At 60.4% G+C, this 15,324-nt stretch carries 18 protein-coding genes; 4 read left to right on the plus strand and 14 right to left on the minus strand.

What is annotated here, in order from left to right; all coding sequences use genetic code 11:
- Positions 1-22: 22 nt before the first annotated feature.
- The 9 genes from E4T63_RS19980 to E4T63_RS20020 all read right to left on the minus strand — a co-directional run bounded on the left by E4T63_RS19980 (position 23) and on the right by E4T63_RS20020 (position 7,595).
- Positions 23-1,327 (minus strand): MFS transporter, encoded by a 1,305-nt coding sequence (locus E4T63_RS19980; protein WP_086794170.1) that lies wholly within the window; start codon positions 1,325-1,327, stop codon positions 23-25.
- A gap of 180 nt (positions 1,328-1,507) precedes the next feature.
- Positions 1,508-2,656: a galactonate dehydratase gene (gene dgoD, locus E4T63_RS19985; protein ID WP_135296324.1), complete on the minus strand. Its 1,149-nt coding sequence runs from the start codon at positions 2,654-2,656 to the stop codon at positions 1,508-1,510.
- Between the two features lie 48 nt (positions 2,657-2,704).
- On the minus strand, positions 2,705-3,325 hold the full coding sequence (locus E4T63_RS19990; RefSeq protein WP_041069252.1) for a 2-dehydro-3-deoxy-6-phosphogalactonate aldolase: 621 nt from the start codon (positions 3,323-3,325) through the stop codon (positions 2,705-2,707).
- Positions 3,326-3,344: 19 nt separating this feature from the next.
- Positions 3,345-4,334, minus strand: a complete 990-nt coding sequence (locus tag E4T63_RS19995; RefSeq protein ID WP_135296325.1) for a 2-dehydro-3-deoxygalactonokinase — start codon at positions 4,332-4,334, stop codon at positions 3,345-3,347.
- A gap of 205 nt (positions 4,335-4,539) precedes the next feature.
- Entirely contained in the window at positions 4,540-5,067 is a 528-nt protein-coding gene (locus E4T63_RS20000; RefSeq protein ID WP_098965000.1) for a hypothetical protein, read from the minus strand.
- On the minus strand, positions 5,064-5,798 hold the full coding sequence (locus E4T63_RS20005; protein ID WP_098965002.1) for a hypothetical protein: 735 nt from the start codon (positions 5,796-5,798) through the stop codon (positions 5,064-5,066). Before E4T63_RS20005 ends, E4T63_RS20000 begins: the two co-directional genes overlap by 4 nt.
- Before the next feature lie 5 nt (positions 5,799-5,803).
- Positions 5,804-6,298, minus strand: a complete 495-nt coding sequence (locus E4T63_RS20010) for a PAAR domain-containing protein (RefSeq protein WP_098965003.1) — start codon at positions 6,296-6,298, stop codon at positions 5,804-5,806.
- Positions 6,295-6,957, minus strand: coding sequence for a hypothetical protein (locus tag E4T63_RS20015; protein WP_135296326.1), 663 nt, complete (start codon positions 6,955-6,957; stop codon positions 6,295-6,297). Before E4T63_RS20015 ends, E4T63_RS20010 begins: the two co-directional genes overlap by 4 nt.
- Before the next feature lie 158 nt (positions 6,958-7,115).
- Positions 7,116-7,595 carry a GNAT family N-acetyltransferase gene (locus tag E4T63_RS20020; RefSeq protein WP_003226995.1) on the minus strand — a complete coding sequence of 160 codons (480 nt, stop codon included), beginning with the start codon at positions 7,593-7,595 and terminating at the stop codon, positions 7,116-7,118.
- 215 nt (positions 7,596-7,810) lie between these two features.
- Between E4T63_RS20020 and E4T63_RS20030 the strand changes: the two genes are divergently transcribed.
- The 4 genes from E4T63_RS20030 to E4T63_RS20045 all read left to right on the plus strand — a co-directional run bounded on the left by E4T63_RS20030 (position 7,811) and on the right by E4T63_RS20045 (position 9,652).
- A complete protein-coding gene (locus E4T63_RS20030; RefSeq protein WP_135296327.1) occupies positions 7,811-8,464 on the plus strand; it encodes an HD domain-containing protein in 654 nt (217 codons plus the stop codon).
- A gap of 97 nt (positions 8,465-8,561) precedes the next feature.
- A complete protein-coding gene (locus tag E4T63_RS20035) occupies positions 8,562-8,906 on the plus strand; it encodes a hypothetical protein (protein ID WP_096794893.1) in 345 nt (114 codons plus the stop codon).
- A gap of 44 nt (positions 8,907-8,950) precedes the next feature.
- Complete coding sequence (locus E4T63_RS20040) at positions 8,951-9,208, plus strand: hypothetical protein (RefSeq protein ID WP_096794892.1); 258 nt, start codon at positions 8,951-8,953, stop codon at positions 9,206-9,208.
- Positions 9,209-9,271: 63 nt separating this feature from the next.
- Entirely contained in the window at positions 9,272-9,652 is a 381-nt protein-coding gene (locus tag E4T63_RS20045) for a Rho termination factor N-terminal domain-containing protein (RefSeq protein WP_134787064.1), read from the plus strand.
- 116 nt (positions 9,653-9,768) lie between these two features.
- Here the strand turns inward: E4T63_RS20045 and E4T63_RS20050 are convergent, their stop codons facing one another.
- The 5 genes from E4T63_RS20050 to araH form a co-directional block, all read right to left on the minus strand.
- Positions 9,769-10,698, minus strand: a complete 930-nt coding sequence (locus E4T63_RS20050; RefSeq protein WP_135296328.1) for a PfkB family carbohydrate kinase — start codon at positions 10,696-10,698, stop codon at positions 9,769-9,771.
- Complete coding sequence (locus E4T63_RS20055) at positions 10,691-12,157, minus strand: purine-cytosine permease family protein (RefSeq protein ID WP_098965008.1); 1,467 nt, start codon at positions 12,155-12,157, stop codon at positions 10,691-10,693. The genes E4T63_RS20050 and E4T63_RS20055 overlap by 8 nt, the downstream gene beginning before the upstream one ends.
- Before the next feature lie 215 nt (positions 12,158-12,372).
- Entirely contained in the window at positions 12,373-13,371 is a 999-nt protein-coding gene (locus E4T63_RS20060) for an ADP-ribosylglycohydrolase family protein (protein ID WP_135296329.1), read from the minus strand.
- Positions 13,368-14,081 (minus strand): GntR family transcriptional regulator, encoded by a 714-nt coding sequence (locus E4T63_RS20065; RefSeq protein WP_134787068.1) that lies wholly within the window; start codon positions 14,079-14,081, stop codon positions 13,368-13,370. Before E4T63_RS20065 ends, E4T63_RS20060 begins: the two co-directional genes overlap by 4 nt.
- Before the next feature lie 269 nt (positions 14,082-14,350).
- Positions 14,351-15,319, minus strand: a complete 969-nt coding sequence (gene araH, locus E4T63_RS20070) for an L-arabinose ABC transporter permease AraH (protein ID WP_027612371.1) — start codon at positions 15,317-15,319, stop codon at positions 14,351-14,353.
- Positions 15,320-15,324: the final 5 nt, after the last annotated feature.

The raw sequence follows: 15,324 nt of genomic DNA on the forward strand, positions 1-15,324 counted from the left end.
TATGGTCGCCCGACGCAGACGACTACAACTCGATACGCTCGACCTTGCCTACCAGCAGCACGTAGGACAATGCACCGATCAGCGCCAGCACCGCGATGTAGGTGATCGCCGGGGCGAACGAATCACCGCTGGCGAGGAAACCGATGACAATCGGCGTGGCAATCGCCGACAGGTTGCCGATGAAGTTGAACACCCCGCCGGTCAGCCCCAGCAACCGCGCCGGAGCGAGGGTCGAGACCAGCGACCAGGTGATCGAGGCCAGACCGTTGCCAAAAAACGCCAACGCCAGGAAGGCAATCACCAGCGGTGTCGATTCAACAAAATTGGCGCCGATGATCGAGGTGGAAATCAGCAGCCCGCCAATGATCGGCAACTTGCGCGCGAAGCCCACGCTGCAGCCACGCCGGATCAGCAAGTCGGAAAAGAACCCCGAACACAGCACGCCAATGAACGCGGCCAGAAACGGCAACGATGCCAACAGGCCGGACTTGATGAAGTCCATGCCGCGATATTTCACCAGGTAGGTCGGGAACCACGTCAGGAAGAACCACAGCGTCGAGTTCAGGCAGAACTGGCCGAGGTAGATGCCCCACAATTTGCGTTTGCTCAGGACGATACCGAGGTCGGTCCAACTGAACGAGGCCTTGGCCGTTTGCGCTTGAATATCCACCAGTCCGCCACCCTCGCGGATCAGGTCGATCTCCGCGTCGTTGGCGCCTTTGAAGTCTCGCGGTTCGCGATACACCGCGTACCAGATCGCTGCCCAGATGATGCCAGCCGCACCGGTTGCGACGAACACCATGTGCCAGCCGAATTCATGTTGCAGCCAGGCCAGCACCGGGGTCAGAAACGCCAGGCCGACAAACTGCCCGGAGGTGTAAAAACCAATCGCCGTGGCCCGCTCGCGCTCGGGAAACCAGGTGGTCACCACGCGGCTGTTGATCGGATAGGCCGGTGCTTCCAGCGCGCCGACCGCCATGCGCAAGACGAACAGCGCAATGAAACTCGCGGCAAAACCGAGCAGCACCGTGGCCAGCGACCACAACAGCAGCGCGACGCTGTAGAGGATGCGCGGCGGCACCCGATCCACCAGCCAGCCGCCGGGAATCTGCATCGCGGCGTAGGTCCAGCCGAATGCGGAGAAAATCAGCCCGACGTGAACCGGGTCGATGCCCAGTTCGCTGGTCAGCGCGGGCGCGGCAATCGACAGGTTGCTGCGGTCGAGGTAGTTGATGACCACGGTGATGAACAGCAACACCATGATGAAAAACCGCTTGCGGCTAGGCGTGACTAAAGACGCCTGCCCGGTGAGGGTTTGCGTTGGCATGGGGGGTGCCTCTTCTTATGATTATTTGAGGTCATTGACGCCATCTCCCATCCATGGAGATCAATTGTGGGAGGGGGCTTGCTCCCGAATGCGGAGTGTCAGTCGACATCTCTTTAGCTGACATGCCGCATTCGGGAGCAAGCCCCCTCCCACAAGGATTTGTGGTGGGTCAGAAGGCACTCACCACTCGGCAAAACTGCCATCGGCATGGCGCCAGATCGGGTTGCGCCAGCGGTGGCCGACCGCCGCGCGTTCGATCACGTATTCCTCGTTGATCTCGATGCCCAGCCCTGGCCCGTTCGGAATCTTCACGAAGCCCTGGTCGTAGTCGAACACTCGCGGATCCTTCACGTAGTCGAGCAGATCATTGCTCTCGTTGTAATGGATACCCAGACTCTGCTCCTGGATAAACGCGTTGTAACAAGCCGCGTCCAGTTGCAGGCACGCCGCCAGCGCAATCGGCCCCAGCGGGCAATGCAGCGCCAGCGCCACGTCGTAGGCTTCGGCCATGTTGGCGATCTTGCGGGTCTCGGTGATACCGCCGGCATGCGAGGCATCCGGCTGGATGATGTCGACGTAGCCTTCGCTCAGCACCCGCTTGAAATCCCAGCGCGAGAACAGCCGCTCGCCAAGGGCGATCGGCGTGCTGGTCAACGGTGCCAGCTCTTTCAGCGCTTCGTAGTTTTCACTGAGCACCGGCTCTTCGATGAACATCAGTTTGTACGGGTCGAGCTCCTTCATCAGCACCTTGGCCATCGGCTTGTGCACCCGACCGTGGAAGTCGACGCCGATACCGACGTTCGGCCCGACGGCATCGCGCACGGCGGCAACGTTGGCCAGGGCCAGATCGACTTTCTCGAAGGAGTCGAGGAACTGCAGCTCTTCAGTGCCATTCATTTTCACCGCAGTAAAACCCCGGCTCACCGCCTCTTTCGCGGCACGCGCGGTGTCGGCCGGACGATCGCCACCGATCCACGAATACACACGAATCTTGTCGCGCACCTGACCGCCGAGCAGATCGCTGACCGACACGCCGAGGGCTTTGCCCTTGATGTCCCACAGCGCCTGATCGATACCGGCCAGCGCACTCATGTGGATCGCGCCGCCGCGGTAGAAGCCACCGCGATAGAGCACGGTCCAGATGTCCTCGATGTTGCGTGAGTCTTTGCCGATCAGGTAGTCGGACAATTCCTCAACGGCGGCGGCGACGGTGTGGGCGCGGCCTTCGACCACAGGCTCGCCCCAACCGGTCACGCCCTCATCGGTTTCGACCTTGAGGAAGCACCAGCGCGGCGGGACGATGAAGGTGGTGAGTTTGGTGATTTTCATCTGTTTGTCTCTCTTGTTAGATGCAGCGCACGCAGCGCCGGATAAATCTCAGCGAAGGGCCTTCCAGGCAGCCACGTAGGCCTTGGCATTGGCCGCCACTTGCTCAACCGTCATGCCTGGCTTGAACAGGCCGGAACCGAGGCCGAAACCTTTCACACCAGCGTCGATGAACGCTTGCATGTTGTCCGGGGTGATCCCGCCGACCGGCGCCAGCACCGTCCCGGAGGGCAACACCGCGAGCCACGCCTTGACCACCGCCGGGCCCATCTGCTCGGCCGGGAACAGCTTGAGAATGTCCGCGCCCTCCTCCAGCGCCGCGAACGCTTCGGTCGGCGTCGCTACTCCCGGCGACAGGTACAGCCCCGCCGCTTTCGCTGCGCGCAGCACCTTGGCGTCGCTGTGTGGCATCACGATCACCTGGCCGCCGGCCTCTTTCACCAGCTCGACCTGCTCCGGGGTCAACACCGTGCCGGCACCGATCAGGCAATCGGCGGGCAAGGTCTGACGCAGGATGCGGATACTTTCGTACGGCGACGGGGAATTGAGCGGTACTTCGATGACGCGAAATCCGGCGGCATACAGGACTTCTCCGACAGCAGCGGCTTCCTGCGGATGCAGGCCACGCAGGATTGCGATCAGACCGTTTTGTGCCAATGCTTGCTTGAGCATGTCAGGCCTCCAGTCAGGGTTAACGGGATAAGGAATCGAGCAGCCCGGCGGCCAGCGCCAGTTGCCACAGGCCACGCTCGGTGGCCTGCTCGGCCAGCGTGACGCGCGCGAAACCGCAGGCATCGAGGGCACGGCCGTAACGGGCGCAGAGTTGCGCGTTGCCGATGAGGATGATCGACGGCAGATGCGCACTATTGCGTCGGTGCCGCTGGGCTGCGGCAAGCGCCACCAGTTCATGGCCAATCATCAGGCCAGAGAGGTAATCCGCTTGCGCCGTCGGCGCCAGTTCACCGGTCAGGCCCAGGGTGCGGGCACTGAATAATGTGGAGAGCACGCCCAGTTCGCCGTCCGCCGACAGCGCCACTTGCACGCCACGGTCGAACGCCAACCCGTCGAACGCCGCACCCTGTTGCTGGGTACGCCCGAGAATGCTGTGCTCACTGAGCACAGCGAACACTTCGCCGGTCATGAAGGTGTCGAAATGAGTGATGCGGCCCTCGACCACCTCCACCCACTTGGAGTGGCTACCTGGCAGACCGATCAACAGATCGCCGCCCGCCTCGGCCGGCAGATTCTGCAGTACGCCGAGGACCTGAGTTTCTTCGCCGCGCATCACATTGGGCAGACGCGAACGCTGGATCACCCCCGGCACGATATGTACCCGCGTGCCGCGCAGACTGACCAGTGTTTGTAAGGAATTTCCGAGATTGGCGACGTTCGCCGGCGTCTCGCAGTAGGCCGCTTCGCGCCAGCCCTGGGCGCTGCCGACCATCCCGCAGGCGATCACTGGCAGATCCGGCTGCGCATCGAGCCAGTCGCCGCATGCCTCTTCGAAGGCCAGTTCAAAACCGTCGGCGCATTCATCACCGTGGATGACTCGCGGCGTCTTCGGTAACTGCATGATCCCGGACGACAGCGCACGCTGCTCCAGCACCACCCCGCCCGCCGCGAGTTTGTAAGCACGTAATGAGGTCGTCCCCCAGTCGAGCGCGATCAATTGCGCCTGCATCGCTTCACCTGTTTTGTTTTTGGCAGTGAGTGCGACGGACTATAGACCTTTCAAGCGCGAAATCTCAATATGTAATTTTACATCCCATATTTTGGGATTAAATCAGTCCATTTTGTCTAACGCTGAACGACGTCCGTTCAGGTGCAGGCAGGACGACACGTTAAAAAACCAGCAATCAGTAGCAGCCGGAATCCTCTCAGCCCCATCAATCGCGCTTCTCTTGAATCGCACGCACGATGTCAGTTGCTGGGATGAGCATTGACTTCGAATAATATCCACCGAATGAATAAGCAGAAGTGAACACCTTACAAGAGATGACATTACGCTGACCTAATACCTGCAATAATTCACTGGCAGGCATAAAAATATTTGATACGCCCTCATCCTCTTTTTTAAACGAGGACAATTTGGCCATATAAATATGCTCCGCTTTAGATCCAGAACTATCAAGCTCAACAAAATCCCCCACCAAATACTGAGTCAACTTGTCAAAATCCTTAAACTCGACATCCTTATCCAGCGAGCAGAACAAAGACTCGCCCAACTGACTTTCCCCGGTCACATCCTGAAAAAAATTCAACAGATCGGTTTTCGAACCAAACTTAATACCTAAAGATGAGTGATCATCTCCACCACTGACAGAAATCAAGTCAATATCAATGACCGGAAGAACCGGTTGCTTAGTGCAAGAACTGCACAGTAGCAGTGTCAGAAAAACAAACAACGACTTCATTTCGAAGATTCCAAATATTGACTCAAACGTTCATACACAATATCGCATGCCGATTTACCACCCTGTAGCGTAGCGCCAAACATGACCCCTGCCTGACGATGGTTGGCGTCTACCGCTTCGTTGATAGCTGGCCCAGATGTCATAACCCAACGCTCGCCCATGCTGGCAACGTTATCAGATGAATCCGTCACTTTGGGCGAAGCCAATACATTGACCCAATAATCTGCCGAGGGCTTCGGTGTCGTGAAATATATATCAGACACCATCCAGACACCTGTGCCACCGCCAACAGGATCAAGCGTTACCAATACCTTTACGGTGTAACCGCGCTCTTTCAAAATCGAAGTCAGATGTGCACCATTCCAACCACCCAAACTATGACCTACAACGACAATATAGACCGACTTATCACCTTTCAAAGGACGCTCGACGTACTTTTTAATATCTTTTTCACCGCGAACGTCTTTGTAACTTATGTATGGCAGATTCACCTCAACTTTCTGCTCATTAGTAAGACGCTTCTCTAACTGCTTCCATGCATTCATCACATTATGATGCGGCGGCTCATTTTGATAGTACTCTTCCTTATCCCCAGCACCGCCAATAAAAAACACTGCAACTTTTTTTACTTTAACCGCAGCCTGTTTTACGCTCTGATCAGTCTTGCAGGTCAACTCATGACCAGCCACTTCAGTTTTACAATCGTTGAGTGCGGGATTTTCGACTTCCATTTCGATCACTCTACGAACAGTTTAATAGTTTCGGCCAAATGCGAACTGACCATATGGGTAAAGCCCTGTTCATCGGTGATGCCATGCTCAACACGCCCATCGCCTCGCTGAATCGCATAAGGGTGGTCGGGAATAGGTTCGCCCGTGGCTTCATTAACGACCTGCATCCGATCATTGAAATGCACCGGCATCGGCAACAACCCACTAAACGCTGCCCCTCCGCCACTTTGTCCAATCATCACCGTGCCCGAACCACCGACCACGACATTGCCGTGGCCACCGGTGCTGTCGAGGGTTGCGGCGTTCAGGCCGTTGATGAATACGGTGCCGGAAACAGCGCCGGTGATCGGGCTGCCACAGGCTGATTTGTCGGTCATGCGCGCAGCGGCGAGGCCGTCGAAGAAGACGTCGGGCGAGCCGGAAACGATCGGGTTGGTGCCATGGCCTGGCAATGGGCAGGCGGTCGGGTCGGTGACGCGGGCGGCGGGTTTACCACTCAATTCAAAGCTCCTTGCTTCAGAGGTTCCGGGTGCGGCTGATGGATGTCGATGTCGGTCGCGGCGAAGCGCCAGCGGTTGTCGACAGGGTCGAACAGTGCGTGGCAGTGCTCACGGCTGTCGGGTGATGTGGCAGTTTGCAGATGTCGCCAGGCGCGGTCGGTTTGCCAGGCCAGTTCGGCCGGCGCGGCGTCGTCGAGTTCGTTGAGCCAGGCGTTGTAATTGCGCAGTTGATTACGCTCGTAAGCCGTTTGCAGCAGATCGGCCATTTGCACGCCGAGGTCCAGATGATGTTCGGCGGTCCACTGGCCGATCTCGGAATAGACGTACCAGCCCATCGGCATCAACGCGCCGTCCTTGAGCAACGAATGGCTGGCGGGGGCGACGAAACCGCAACAGATGTGCAGCGTCAGCCAGCCCTGATGCGCGTCGATAAACGCATTCGGCTCGAAGTGGCGTAACGCGATCACACGGTAGTCACCCAGGCCGGCGCTGCGTGTCATGAGTTCGGCGTCGAGCCGCGACACAAACGCACGAATGGCTTTGCCGCCCGTGCGATTGACGATGCACAGGATGTCTACCGGTTGACGCTGAGGGTTGTCAGAGCAGCCTGAGTTTTTCACCAGGCCATACAGGCGCATTGACGCCCGCAATCCGCTCATCGCCGGTCACTCAGAGACACAGCGAAGGCCCCACGGGCGTGGAGAAGTTTTGCCAGAAGCATTGCAGGTGTCGTCCGTGAGCGCGCAAAAATGGCGCGTAGAATGCCGGACTAGAGCGGTGGCGGCAATCACTTCAACATCGGATTGCCATCATCTCCTCAGCCTTCGGCAAACTCACGCAACACCTTGCCATCCATGCGATAGCGCACCCACTCTTCCTGCGGCTGCGCACCGAGGGATTTGTAGAATTCGATGGCCGGGGTGTTCCAGTCCAGCACGCTCCATTCGAAGCGCCCGCAGTCATTGGCACAGGCAATTTTCGCCAGATGCCGCAACAGGGTTTTGCCGGCGCCGCCGCCGCGTTGTTCGGGGGTGATGTAGAGGTCTTCGAGGTACAGGCAATTGCTGCCGAGCCACGTCGAATAGCTGAAGAAGAACACCGCAAAACCGATCGGCACACCGTCACGCAGGCAGATCAGGCCGTGGGCGGTGGCGCCTTCGCTGAACAGGCTGCGCTCGATGTCGGTGACGCTGGCGATCACTTCGTGGCGAGCCTTTTCGAAATCTGCCAGTTCGGTGATGAAGGCGAGGATTTGCGGTGCATCGCTGGGGGTCGCCGGGCGGATTTCGATCGTCATGAACGGGCCTTGTCGGAAAAGGGAAAGCGCCATACTAAGGCCGGATGCGGCGCTCGTCACATGGCAACACAGAGAATATCCTGCGCCGATATTGCAATGTGGGAGCGGGCTTGCTCGCGAAAGCGGTCTGACAGACAACAATGATGGTGACTGGATTGACGCCTTCGCGAGCAAGCCCGCTCCCACAGGAACTTCGCCAGTCTGAAAGGATGCTCATGAACACTGAGATTTTTATGCCCGTGGAGGCGCTTGCAGCAGCACTGCTGCCCCACGCCCTCGAACCCGGCGACGACGGTGCCCACGACCTCGCCCACCTGCAACGGGTCTGGCACAACGCGCGCACCTTGCAGGCCGAGGAAGGTGGCGACCTGGAAGTGTTGCTCGCTGCCGTGCTGCTGCACGATTGCGTGTCCGTGGAAAAAAACTCGCCGCTGCGCTCGCAGGCTTCGCGCCTCGCCGCAGAAAAAGCCGCCAACGTGCTGGCCGATCTGGACTGGCCCGAAAGCAAAATCAGTGGCGCCACCCACGCCATCGAAGCCCACAGTTTTTCCGCCAACATCACCCCGCTGACCCTCGAAGCGAAACTGGTCCAGGACGCCGACCGGCTCGACTCGCTGGGCATGCTCGGCGTTGCCCGCACCTTCTACGTCGCCGGGCGCATGGGCAGTGCGTTGTACGACCCGCTCGACCCTGAAGCCAAGGAGCGCGACTACGACGACACCCGCTTCTGCCTCGATCACTTTCAGACCAAGCTGCTGCACCTGGCCGATGGTTTCCAGACTGGCGCCGGTCAGCGTCTGGCGCAGATCCGCCATCAACGCCTGAAGGGTTTCATGGAGCAGTTCAAGGAAGAAATCGGCCTCGACTGATAATCCTGTGTCTCGACCGTTCGTCGCTCATCAGGCACCAATCCGATTCAAGGGCAGACCAAACACAGGTAAGGAATTCAATCACTGGAGAAGCCCTATGATCCCGTCAAGGTTGACTGCCCTCGTATTCAGTGCCCTGCTCTGCCCAGCGGTCTTCGCCGCGTCCACCACCGCAGCGGGCACAGGCCCCACCGATCCGGTTCCATCACCGCGCGCCCCGGCCATCAACAGTGCCCCAGGCATGAACACCGATGGCTCCGGGGTTCCATTGATCAACCAGCCACCTGCCACTGGCACCGACCCACGCACCCAAGGCAGCGACCCCGGCCGCCAGGGTGGCATGAACACCCCTGACTCCCCCGCCACACCCGATAACGCCGGCCCCGGCATCGGCTCGAAAACCACCACCGGTGGCTCGGGCTCCGAGGGCGGCAGCCAGTAGTTCGCCGACGCGAGCGTCCTATTCACATCCATGAAGAGGTAACCATGAACGTCGATAAAAACCTGGAAAAAGAAGTCCTCACCCGCCTGCTGCATGCCCATCCGAGCGGACTGGGCAAAGAGGTGCTGGACAATTATCGCGGCGAGAAAGTGGTGGCCAGCGCCCTCGCCTCTCTGCAGGATCGCGGACTGATCCACCACGGTCATGTGACCTGCAACGAGGCCGGCGAACACTCGTTGAATCTGCCGATCAAGCTCAGTGCGGCTGGCGTCGAAGCGGCGCGCAAGCTGGATCTGCAGTAGACCTCAGGCCGCTCGCTGCCGGTGCGGCGAGCGGCCGAATCTGCACACAAGAGGAGAAATCCCATGCCTCGTGGAAGCAAAGACAAATACACCGCCGAACAGAAGCGCAAGGCCGAACACATCGAAGACAGCTATGAGAAAAAAGGCTTGTCGAAGGATGCAGCCGAGGCGCGTGCCTGGGCGACGGTCAACAAACAGTCGGGCGGCGGCGAAAAGGCTGGCGGTTCCGGACGCAAGAAACCGGCGAGTGCCAAGTCCGAAGACCGCAAAGAATCATCGCGGCGAGCGGTGGCCAGTCGCGGGGGACATGCGCGCGACAGCAAGGCCTCGCGCGAGACGCAGACTCTCGACAGTCTGCGCAAAGAGGCGCGGGCGAAGAACATTGCCGGGCGTTCTTCGATGCGCAAGGATGAGTTGATTGCGGCGTTGCGCAAGGCCGGCTGATCCATATTTTGTGCTGAGCCGTATGGCCTCTTCGCGAGCAAGCCCGCTCCCATATTGGAGTTGTGAAAGACGCAAATCCCCCCTGTGGGAGCGGGCTTGCTCGCGAAGGCGGTTGATCAATCGCCGCAGGACTCGTGGATAAACGCATCCACCTCAGCAACTCCCGGCGCAGTCGCCGGCCCCCATCGTGTCACTGCCAAAGCCGCCGCCGCATTCGCCCGCCGCGCCGCCTCATGGGCGGGCAAACCCTGCGCCAACCCGGCGACGAACACCCCGGCATGGGCATCACCCGCCCCGTTGCTGTCCACGGCTTTTACCGCAAACCCCGGCACATGCCGACGCTCGCCACGCTGCTGAATCCAGCAACCCTGTGGTCCATCGCGCACCACCATCAGCACATCCTTGGGCAGATGATCCGCCAGCCGATCCAGCGCTTGAGCAATGTCTGCAGCCTCGGTAAAGCGCAACGCCTCGACGCTGTTGCTGGTCCACACATCAATGCGCGGCAGCAGCGCCCGCATCAACGGCGAGTCCGGCGACTCCACCAACGGCCCCGGATCGAACACCACGTTGATCACCTCCGGCAGCGCCAGCGTCCAGTCCAGCAGCGCCTGCGCCTTGCCTGCGTGCAGCAGGCTGTAACCGCTTACATAAACGTAGTCGCCCGCCTCGGCCGCCACGCTGTTCAAGTCCTCTCCGGTCACCTCACCTTCAGCGCCGATGTAGGAAATGAAACTGCGCTCGGCCGACGCATCGGTCAGCGCCACGCATATCCCGGTATCGCGTTGTGCAGGCATCTGGATGCCGATGTGAATGCCTTCATCCTTCATCGCCTGACGCGCCAAGTCACCAAAACGTCCGGAGCCATGGCGACCGAGATAAACCACCGGCAAACCATTGCGTACGGCTGCGGCCATCACGTTGAAGCCGCCGCCAGCCTCGAAAGCGGCAGACTGCGCCAGCACATCGCCGCCGACTTGCGGCAACTGATCCACGGCCATGACCAAGTCGATAATGACCTGGCCGGTGTGCAACATCTTAGGCATGAGCATTCTCGACTTGCGCGGCGCGACGATCTTTCGCCCCGCCGAGAACCAGGTAAATGCCACCGGCCACCACGAAGGTCACGATCCAGCCCAGACCGTTGTGGCCCAGCCACGAGTCGGACAAAAAGCCCTTGAACCAGACGTTCTCGGCCGTGGTGCCGATGGTGGTGAAACTGAAGCCGAGCACGATGGCAATCGCCCACGCGCCGAACGCGCGCCACTCGATGCCGCCGCGATACCAATAGGCGCTGCTCGGGCTGACATCGAGCAGGTCTTTGGGGCTGTAGTAGTGACGGTGAATCAGGTCGACGACGAAGATCCCCACCCACGCGGTGATCGGCACCGCCAGCAGCGAAATGAAGGTGATAAACGGGCCGTAGAAGCTGTCGGCAATCAGCATGAAGTAGATCGAGCCGGCGAAGATCGCCACGATGTCGACCACCACCGCGTAGACGCGTTTGACCTTCAGACCGAGGGTCAGCGTGGTCAGACCGGCGGAGTACACCGACAGGTTGTTCGACAGCAGCAAGCCACCGAACGCGGTGATCAGGTACGGCACGGCCATCCAGGTCGGCAGCATGTCGCGGATGGCCACGATCGGGTCAGTCGCCGATGCCAGATCGTTGTTGCCCACCGACAGCAGGCCGCCGAGGGTGATCAGCAGCACCAGCGGAATCCCCGCACCGAACGCCGCCGAGGCGACCAGCCGTACAGCCTTGACGCTGCGGTGCTGATAGCGCGACATGTCCGCACCGGCGTTAGCCCAGCCGATCCCGGTGCCGGCGGCCATGGTGCCGATGCCGATGATCATCGCGCTCAGCGGCGCTGGCGTGGCGTTGAACACCGCGCTCCAGTCGATGGTCGCGCAGAGGAAGCCGCCGACCAGAATGTTCAGCGCGCCGAACACGTAGGTCGCCCACTTCTGGATCACCAGCAAGGTGGCGTGACCGAGGCCGGAAACCGACAGAGTCAGCAGGACGAAAATCGCGATGAAGATCAGCGTCAGCACTGGCGCACTTTTCGCTTCAACCGGCGAGCCGAACAGGATCGAACACAACGACAGCAACACGAACGCGGCGGTGGTGGTGTTGACGGTTTCCCAGCCCAGCCGCGACATCAGCGAGACCAGCGTCGGGCCGATATTGCCACGCACGCCGAAGATCGCCCGCGACAAGGTCAAACTCGGCGCGCGGCCACGGCGGCCGGCAATCGAGATGATCCCGACCACGGCGAATGAACCGGCGGCGCCGACGATGGCAACGATGATCGCCTGCCAGATCGCCAGCCCGCGAAACGCCACCAGCGTGGCGCCCAATGGCAGGCCGAGAATGGAAATGTTGGCGGCGAACCAGACCCAGAACAGTTGCAGCGGATGGCCGTTGCACTCAGCTTCCGGCACCGGCTCAATGCCGCGGGTTTCCAGTTGCCCGGCGCTTGGCCCGGCGTTTGTTGAACTCATGAACAGTGCTCCTGTTTGCCTTTATTGTGGTTGTGGCAATGACTCAAAACGACAAGACATCCCGGCCATCCTCGGCCTGTCTGTGCGATCCATTGCGGGGTAAAAATCCGTAATCCGCAGCGCGCCATTCGCGAGCAAGCCCGCTCCCACAGGAGATTTGTGAACGGCTCAAATCCCCTGTGGGAGCGGGCTTGCTCGCGAAGGCGTCAGCTCAGTCAACGCAGGGTCAACAGCCCCTGCACCAACGGTTCAAGCTCCAGATGATTGACCGCTTTGACCGTGGCAATCATCGGCGCCGGCCAACTCTCAAGACCCAGGCAGGCCCCGAGCATGGCGCCGAGAATCGCCGCGATGGTGTCAGTGTCACCGCCAAGGCTGGCGGCCATGCACAACGCATCGAATGCGCTCATCTCGCCAACGGCCACTTGCTGCGCCAGGGCGAACGACACCACCACCGATTCCTGCGAGGCCACCGAAGTGCCGATCACGTCGTACAGCAGATCCGCCAGTAGCGCCTTGTCACTGTCGACGCTGATGGTTCGCGCCCAACTGATGCGCGAAGCGATGCGCCCGCCGGCCACCCAGTGCCCATGTGCCTCGGCCTGTTGCGCAATCTGCTGGCCAAGGTTCAATGCCTCGCCCAGATCCATGCCGTTGATCCCGGCCGAGACCACCGCCGCCACCGCCGCCGCACTGGAAATCCCCAGCGTGGTGTTGTGGGTGACCTGACAGGCCTGCACCACGGCCGTAATGAAACGCTCGGGATCGGCGACGTCTGCCGCAATGCCCACCGGAGTGATGCGCATCGCCGCGCCATTGGTAGTGCCGTAACGCCCGGCCTCCTCCGGCGAATGCCCGGCGAGGATCATTTCAATGGCGCGTTTGGTCGATGGCCCGAGCAGGTCCTGCGAACCCTTGGCCTGCATCTCGGCTTCCCACTCGATCAGCCGCTGGGCGAGGACTGCCGGTTCGATCCGGCCCTTGCCTTCAATCAGCAACTCGCCGACCAGAATCGCCTGTTCGGTGTCATCGGTGATCGAACCCTTGGGCATGTTGGCCGCGATCGGTTGCAGGGGACCGGCGTCCTGCAGATCAGTGATTTTGCCAAAGCGGGTCTTGATCGTTTCGCGGTTCAACGATTGCGTCGGCATGCCCAGCGCATCACCCAGGGCCAGGCCATAAAACGCACCGAGGGCACGGTTGAGCGCGGTCATTTCGATTCTCCAAATTGCAGGTGCAGGCGGAAATGCACCGGGTCGAGCAGGCTTTCGACCTGCTCCATGAAACGGTTCTGCCGGTCGTAGGTGGTACGCAGGGCCTTGAGGAACACGGTGCCGACCGGGCGCCCGAGCAGTTCGGCGTCTTCGGCATTGAGTGGTTCGGCGCCGATCCACTGATCACCGCGCTCGCCGATGTAGCCGTAAGCGGCCAGGGTGATGGTCAGCGAGTTGTCGATCAGACCGACGCGCGGCAGGCTTTCCAGGCCGCCGGTGGCCGGCATCAAAGAACGTTCAAGGGACACCAGCGTGCCGTCGTTGGAACGACGACGGCGATCGAGGGTGATGAATTGGTCGGTGCCGAAGCGCGAAAGCAGATCAGGCCGCGTCACCGCTTCCAGGCGCAGCACTTCGGTGTTGATCAGCGCCCCGCTGTCGGCCAACGCCTGCGCCCAGCCGCTGCGCTGATCGAGCACTACACCGTCGAAGGTGACGATCGAGCCGACTCCGCTCTGCGTAGCGATGTAATTGCGCCGCTTCAGTTCGGCCAGCGCTTCGCGCAACGTGCCACGGCTGACATTGAATTCCTGAGCCAACTGATGCTCGCCGGGCAACAGAAAGCCGTCCTCCATGAGGCCGCTTTCAATGCGCCGGACGAGTTCGTCGACCACCCGTTGTTTCTTATCAAATCGTACCTGTCTAATCATGTACAAAGTGATACCCGAAACGGGTGCGGGCGGGCAAGGGAAATTTAGGGAAGGTGACAGAAGGCGGGAGAATCAAAAGCCCCTCACCCTAGCCCTCTCCCGGAGGGAGAGGGGACTGACCGAGCAGTTTCACGCTCTGCATCGACCTGAAAAATCCAGTCGATTATGGATTCAGCAAAGCACTTTCAGGTCGATGTATCTCTGAAAGATCCCCCAATCAGTCCCCTCTCCCTCTGGGAGAGGGCCAGGGTGAGGGGGAGCTTTTGATCTCAGCGTTGTTTCAGGCGGTCGATGACCACGGCCAGCAACAGAATCGAACCACGAATCACATACTGATAAAACGTATCGATGTTCTTCAGGTTCATCGCGTTCTCGATGATCGCCAGAATCAGCACCCCGGCAATCACGTGGCGGATCATGCCGATCCCGCCGCTCAGCGACACGCCGCCGAGCACGCATGCCGAAATCACCGTCAGCTCGAAACCCTGGCCAATCATCGGCTGCCCGGAGGTCATGCGCGAAGCGAGAATCACCCCGGCCAGCGCACCAATCACGCCGTGCACGGCGAAAATGATGATCTTGGTCCGGTCAACGTTGACCCCGGCGAGCAATGCCGCCTCCTGGTTGCCACCGATGGCCATGGTGTTGCGCCCGTAGGTGGTGTAGTTCAGCAGCCAGCCGAAGAACAGGAAGCAGACGATGGTGATCAGAATCGGCACCGGCACGCCGAACAACTGGCCGTTGCCGAAGACGAAGAACGATTCCTGCGACACGCCCACCGCTTTGCCGTTGGCAAAAATGTAGGCCAGGCCGCGAACGATCTGCATGGTCGCCAGCGTGGTGATCAACGCGTTGACCCGCAACTTGGCGATCACGATGCCGTTGATCAGCCCGACAATCAGGCCCATCACCAGCGCTGCGCTGACGCCGAGGAACACGCTGTTGGTGTCGCGCATCACCACCGCCGCAACGACCCCCGCGCAGGCGATCACCGAGCCCACCGACAAGTCGAAGTGACCTGACGCCAGGCAATACAGCATGGTGCACGCGGCAATGCCGGTGGTGGAAATCGCCAGACCCAGCCCGCGCATGTTCAGCGGCGAGAGGAAGTTATCGATCAGCAGCGTGCAGGCGACGAAGATACCGATCGCCGCCAGCAGCATGACCCAGTCGTCGAGGAAGCGCCGCAGGTCCAGCGGTTTGCGGGGAGTCGGCAGCGCCTTGTTTTGGATGGTCATCATAG

It is taken from the genome of Pseudomonas fluorescens (assembly GCF_004683905.1).
Taxonomy (GTDB): domain Bacteria; phylum Pseudomonadota; class Gammaproteobacteria; order Pseudomonadales; family Pseudomonadaceae; genus Aquipseudomonas; species Aquipseudomonas putida_A.

What these genes read in the sequence shown, in the direction of transcription:
- E4T63_RS19980 (WP_086794170.1), bottom strand. Translation starts at nt 1,327, where the DNA reads ATGCCAACGCAAACCCTCACCGGGCAGGCGTCTTTAGTCACGCCTAGC.
- dgoD (WP_135296324.1), bottom strand. Translation starts at nt 2,656, where the DNA reads ATGAAAATCACCAAACTCACCACCTTCATCGTCCCGCCGCGCTGGTGC.
- E4T63_RS19990 (WP_041069252.1), bottom strand. Translation starts at nt 3,325, where the DNA reads ATGCTCAAGCAAGCATTGGCACAAAACGGTCTGATCGCAATCCTGCGT.
- E4T63_RS19995 (WP_135296325.1), bottom strand. Translation starts at nt 4,334, where the DNA reads ATGCAGGCGCAATTGATCGCGCTCGACTGGGGGACGACCTCATTACGT.
- E4T63_RS20000 (WP_098965000.1), bottom strand. Translation starts at nt 5,067, where the DNA reads ATGAAGTCGTTGTTTGTTTTTCTGACACTGCTACTGTGCAGTTCTTGC.
- E4T63_RS20005 (WP_098965002.1), bottom strand. Translation starts at nt 5,798, where the DNA reads ATGGAAGTCGAAAATCCCGCACTCAACGATTGTAAAACTGAAGTGGCT.
- E4T63_RS20015 (WP_135296326.1), bottom strand. Translation starts at nt 6,957, where the DNA reads ATGAGCGGATTGCGGGCGTCAATGCGCCTGTATGGCCTGGTGAAAAAC.
- E4T63_RS20020 (WP_003226995.1), bottom strand. Translation starts at nt 7,595, where the DNA reads ATGACGATCGAAATCCGCCCGGCGACCCCCAGCGATGCACCGCAAATC.
- E4T63_RS20030 (WP_135296327.1), top strand. Translation starts at nt 7,811, where the DNA reads ATGAACACTGAGATTTTTATGCCCGTGGAGGCGCTTGCAGCAGCACTG.
- E4T63_RS20035 (WP_096794893.1), top strand. Translation starts at nt 8,562, where the DNA reads ATGATCCCGTCAAGGTTGACTGCCCTCGTATTCAGTGCCCTGCTCTGC.
- E4T63_RS20040 (WP_096794892.1), top strand. Translation starts at nt 8,951, where the DNA reads ATGAACGTCGATAAAAACCTGGAAAAAGAAGTCCTCACCCGCCTGCTG.
- E4T63_RS20045 (WP_134787064.1), top strand. Translation starts at nt 9,272, where the DNA reads ATGCCTCGTGGAAGCAAAGACAAATACACCGCCGAACAGAAGCGCAAG.
- E4T63_RS20050 (WP_135296328.1), bottom strand. Translation starts at nt 10,698, where the DNA reads ATGCCTAAGATGTTGCACACCGGCCAGGTCATTATCGACTTGGTCATG.
- E4T63_RS20055 (WP_098965008.1), bottom strand. Translation starts at nt 12,157, where the DNA reads ATGAGTTCAACAAACGCCGGGCCAAGCGCCGGGCAACTGGAAACCCGC.
- E4T63_RS20060 (WP_135296329.1), bottom strand. Translation starts at nt 13,371, where the DNA reads ATGACCGCGCTCAACCGTGCCCTCGGTGCGTTTTATGGCCTGGCCCTG.
- E4T63_RS20065 (WP_134787068.1), bottom strand. Translation starts at nt 14,081, where the DNA reads ATGATTAGACAGGTACGATTTGATAAGAAACAACGGGTGGTCGACGAA.
- araH (WP_027612371.1), bottom strand. Translation starts at nt 15,319, where the DNA reads ATGACCATCCAAAACAAGGCGCTGCCGACTCCCCGCAAACCGCTGGAC.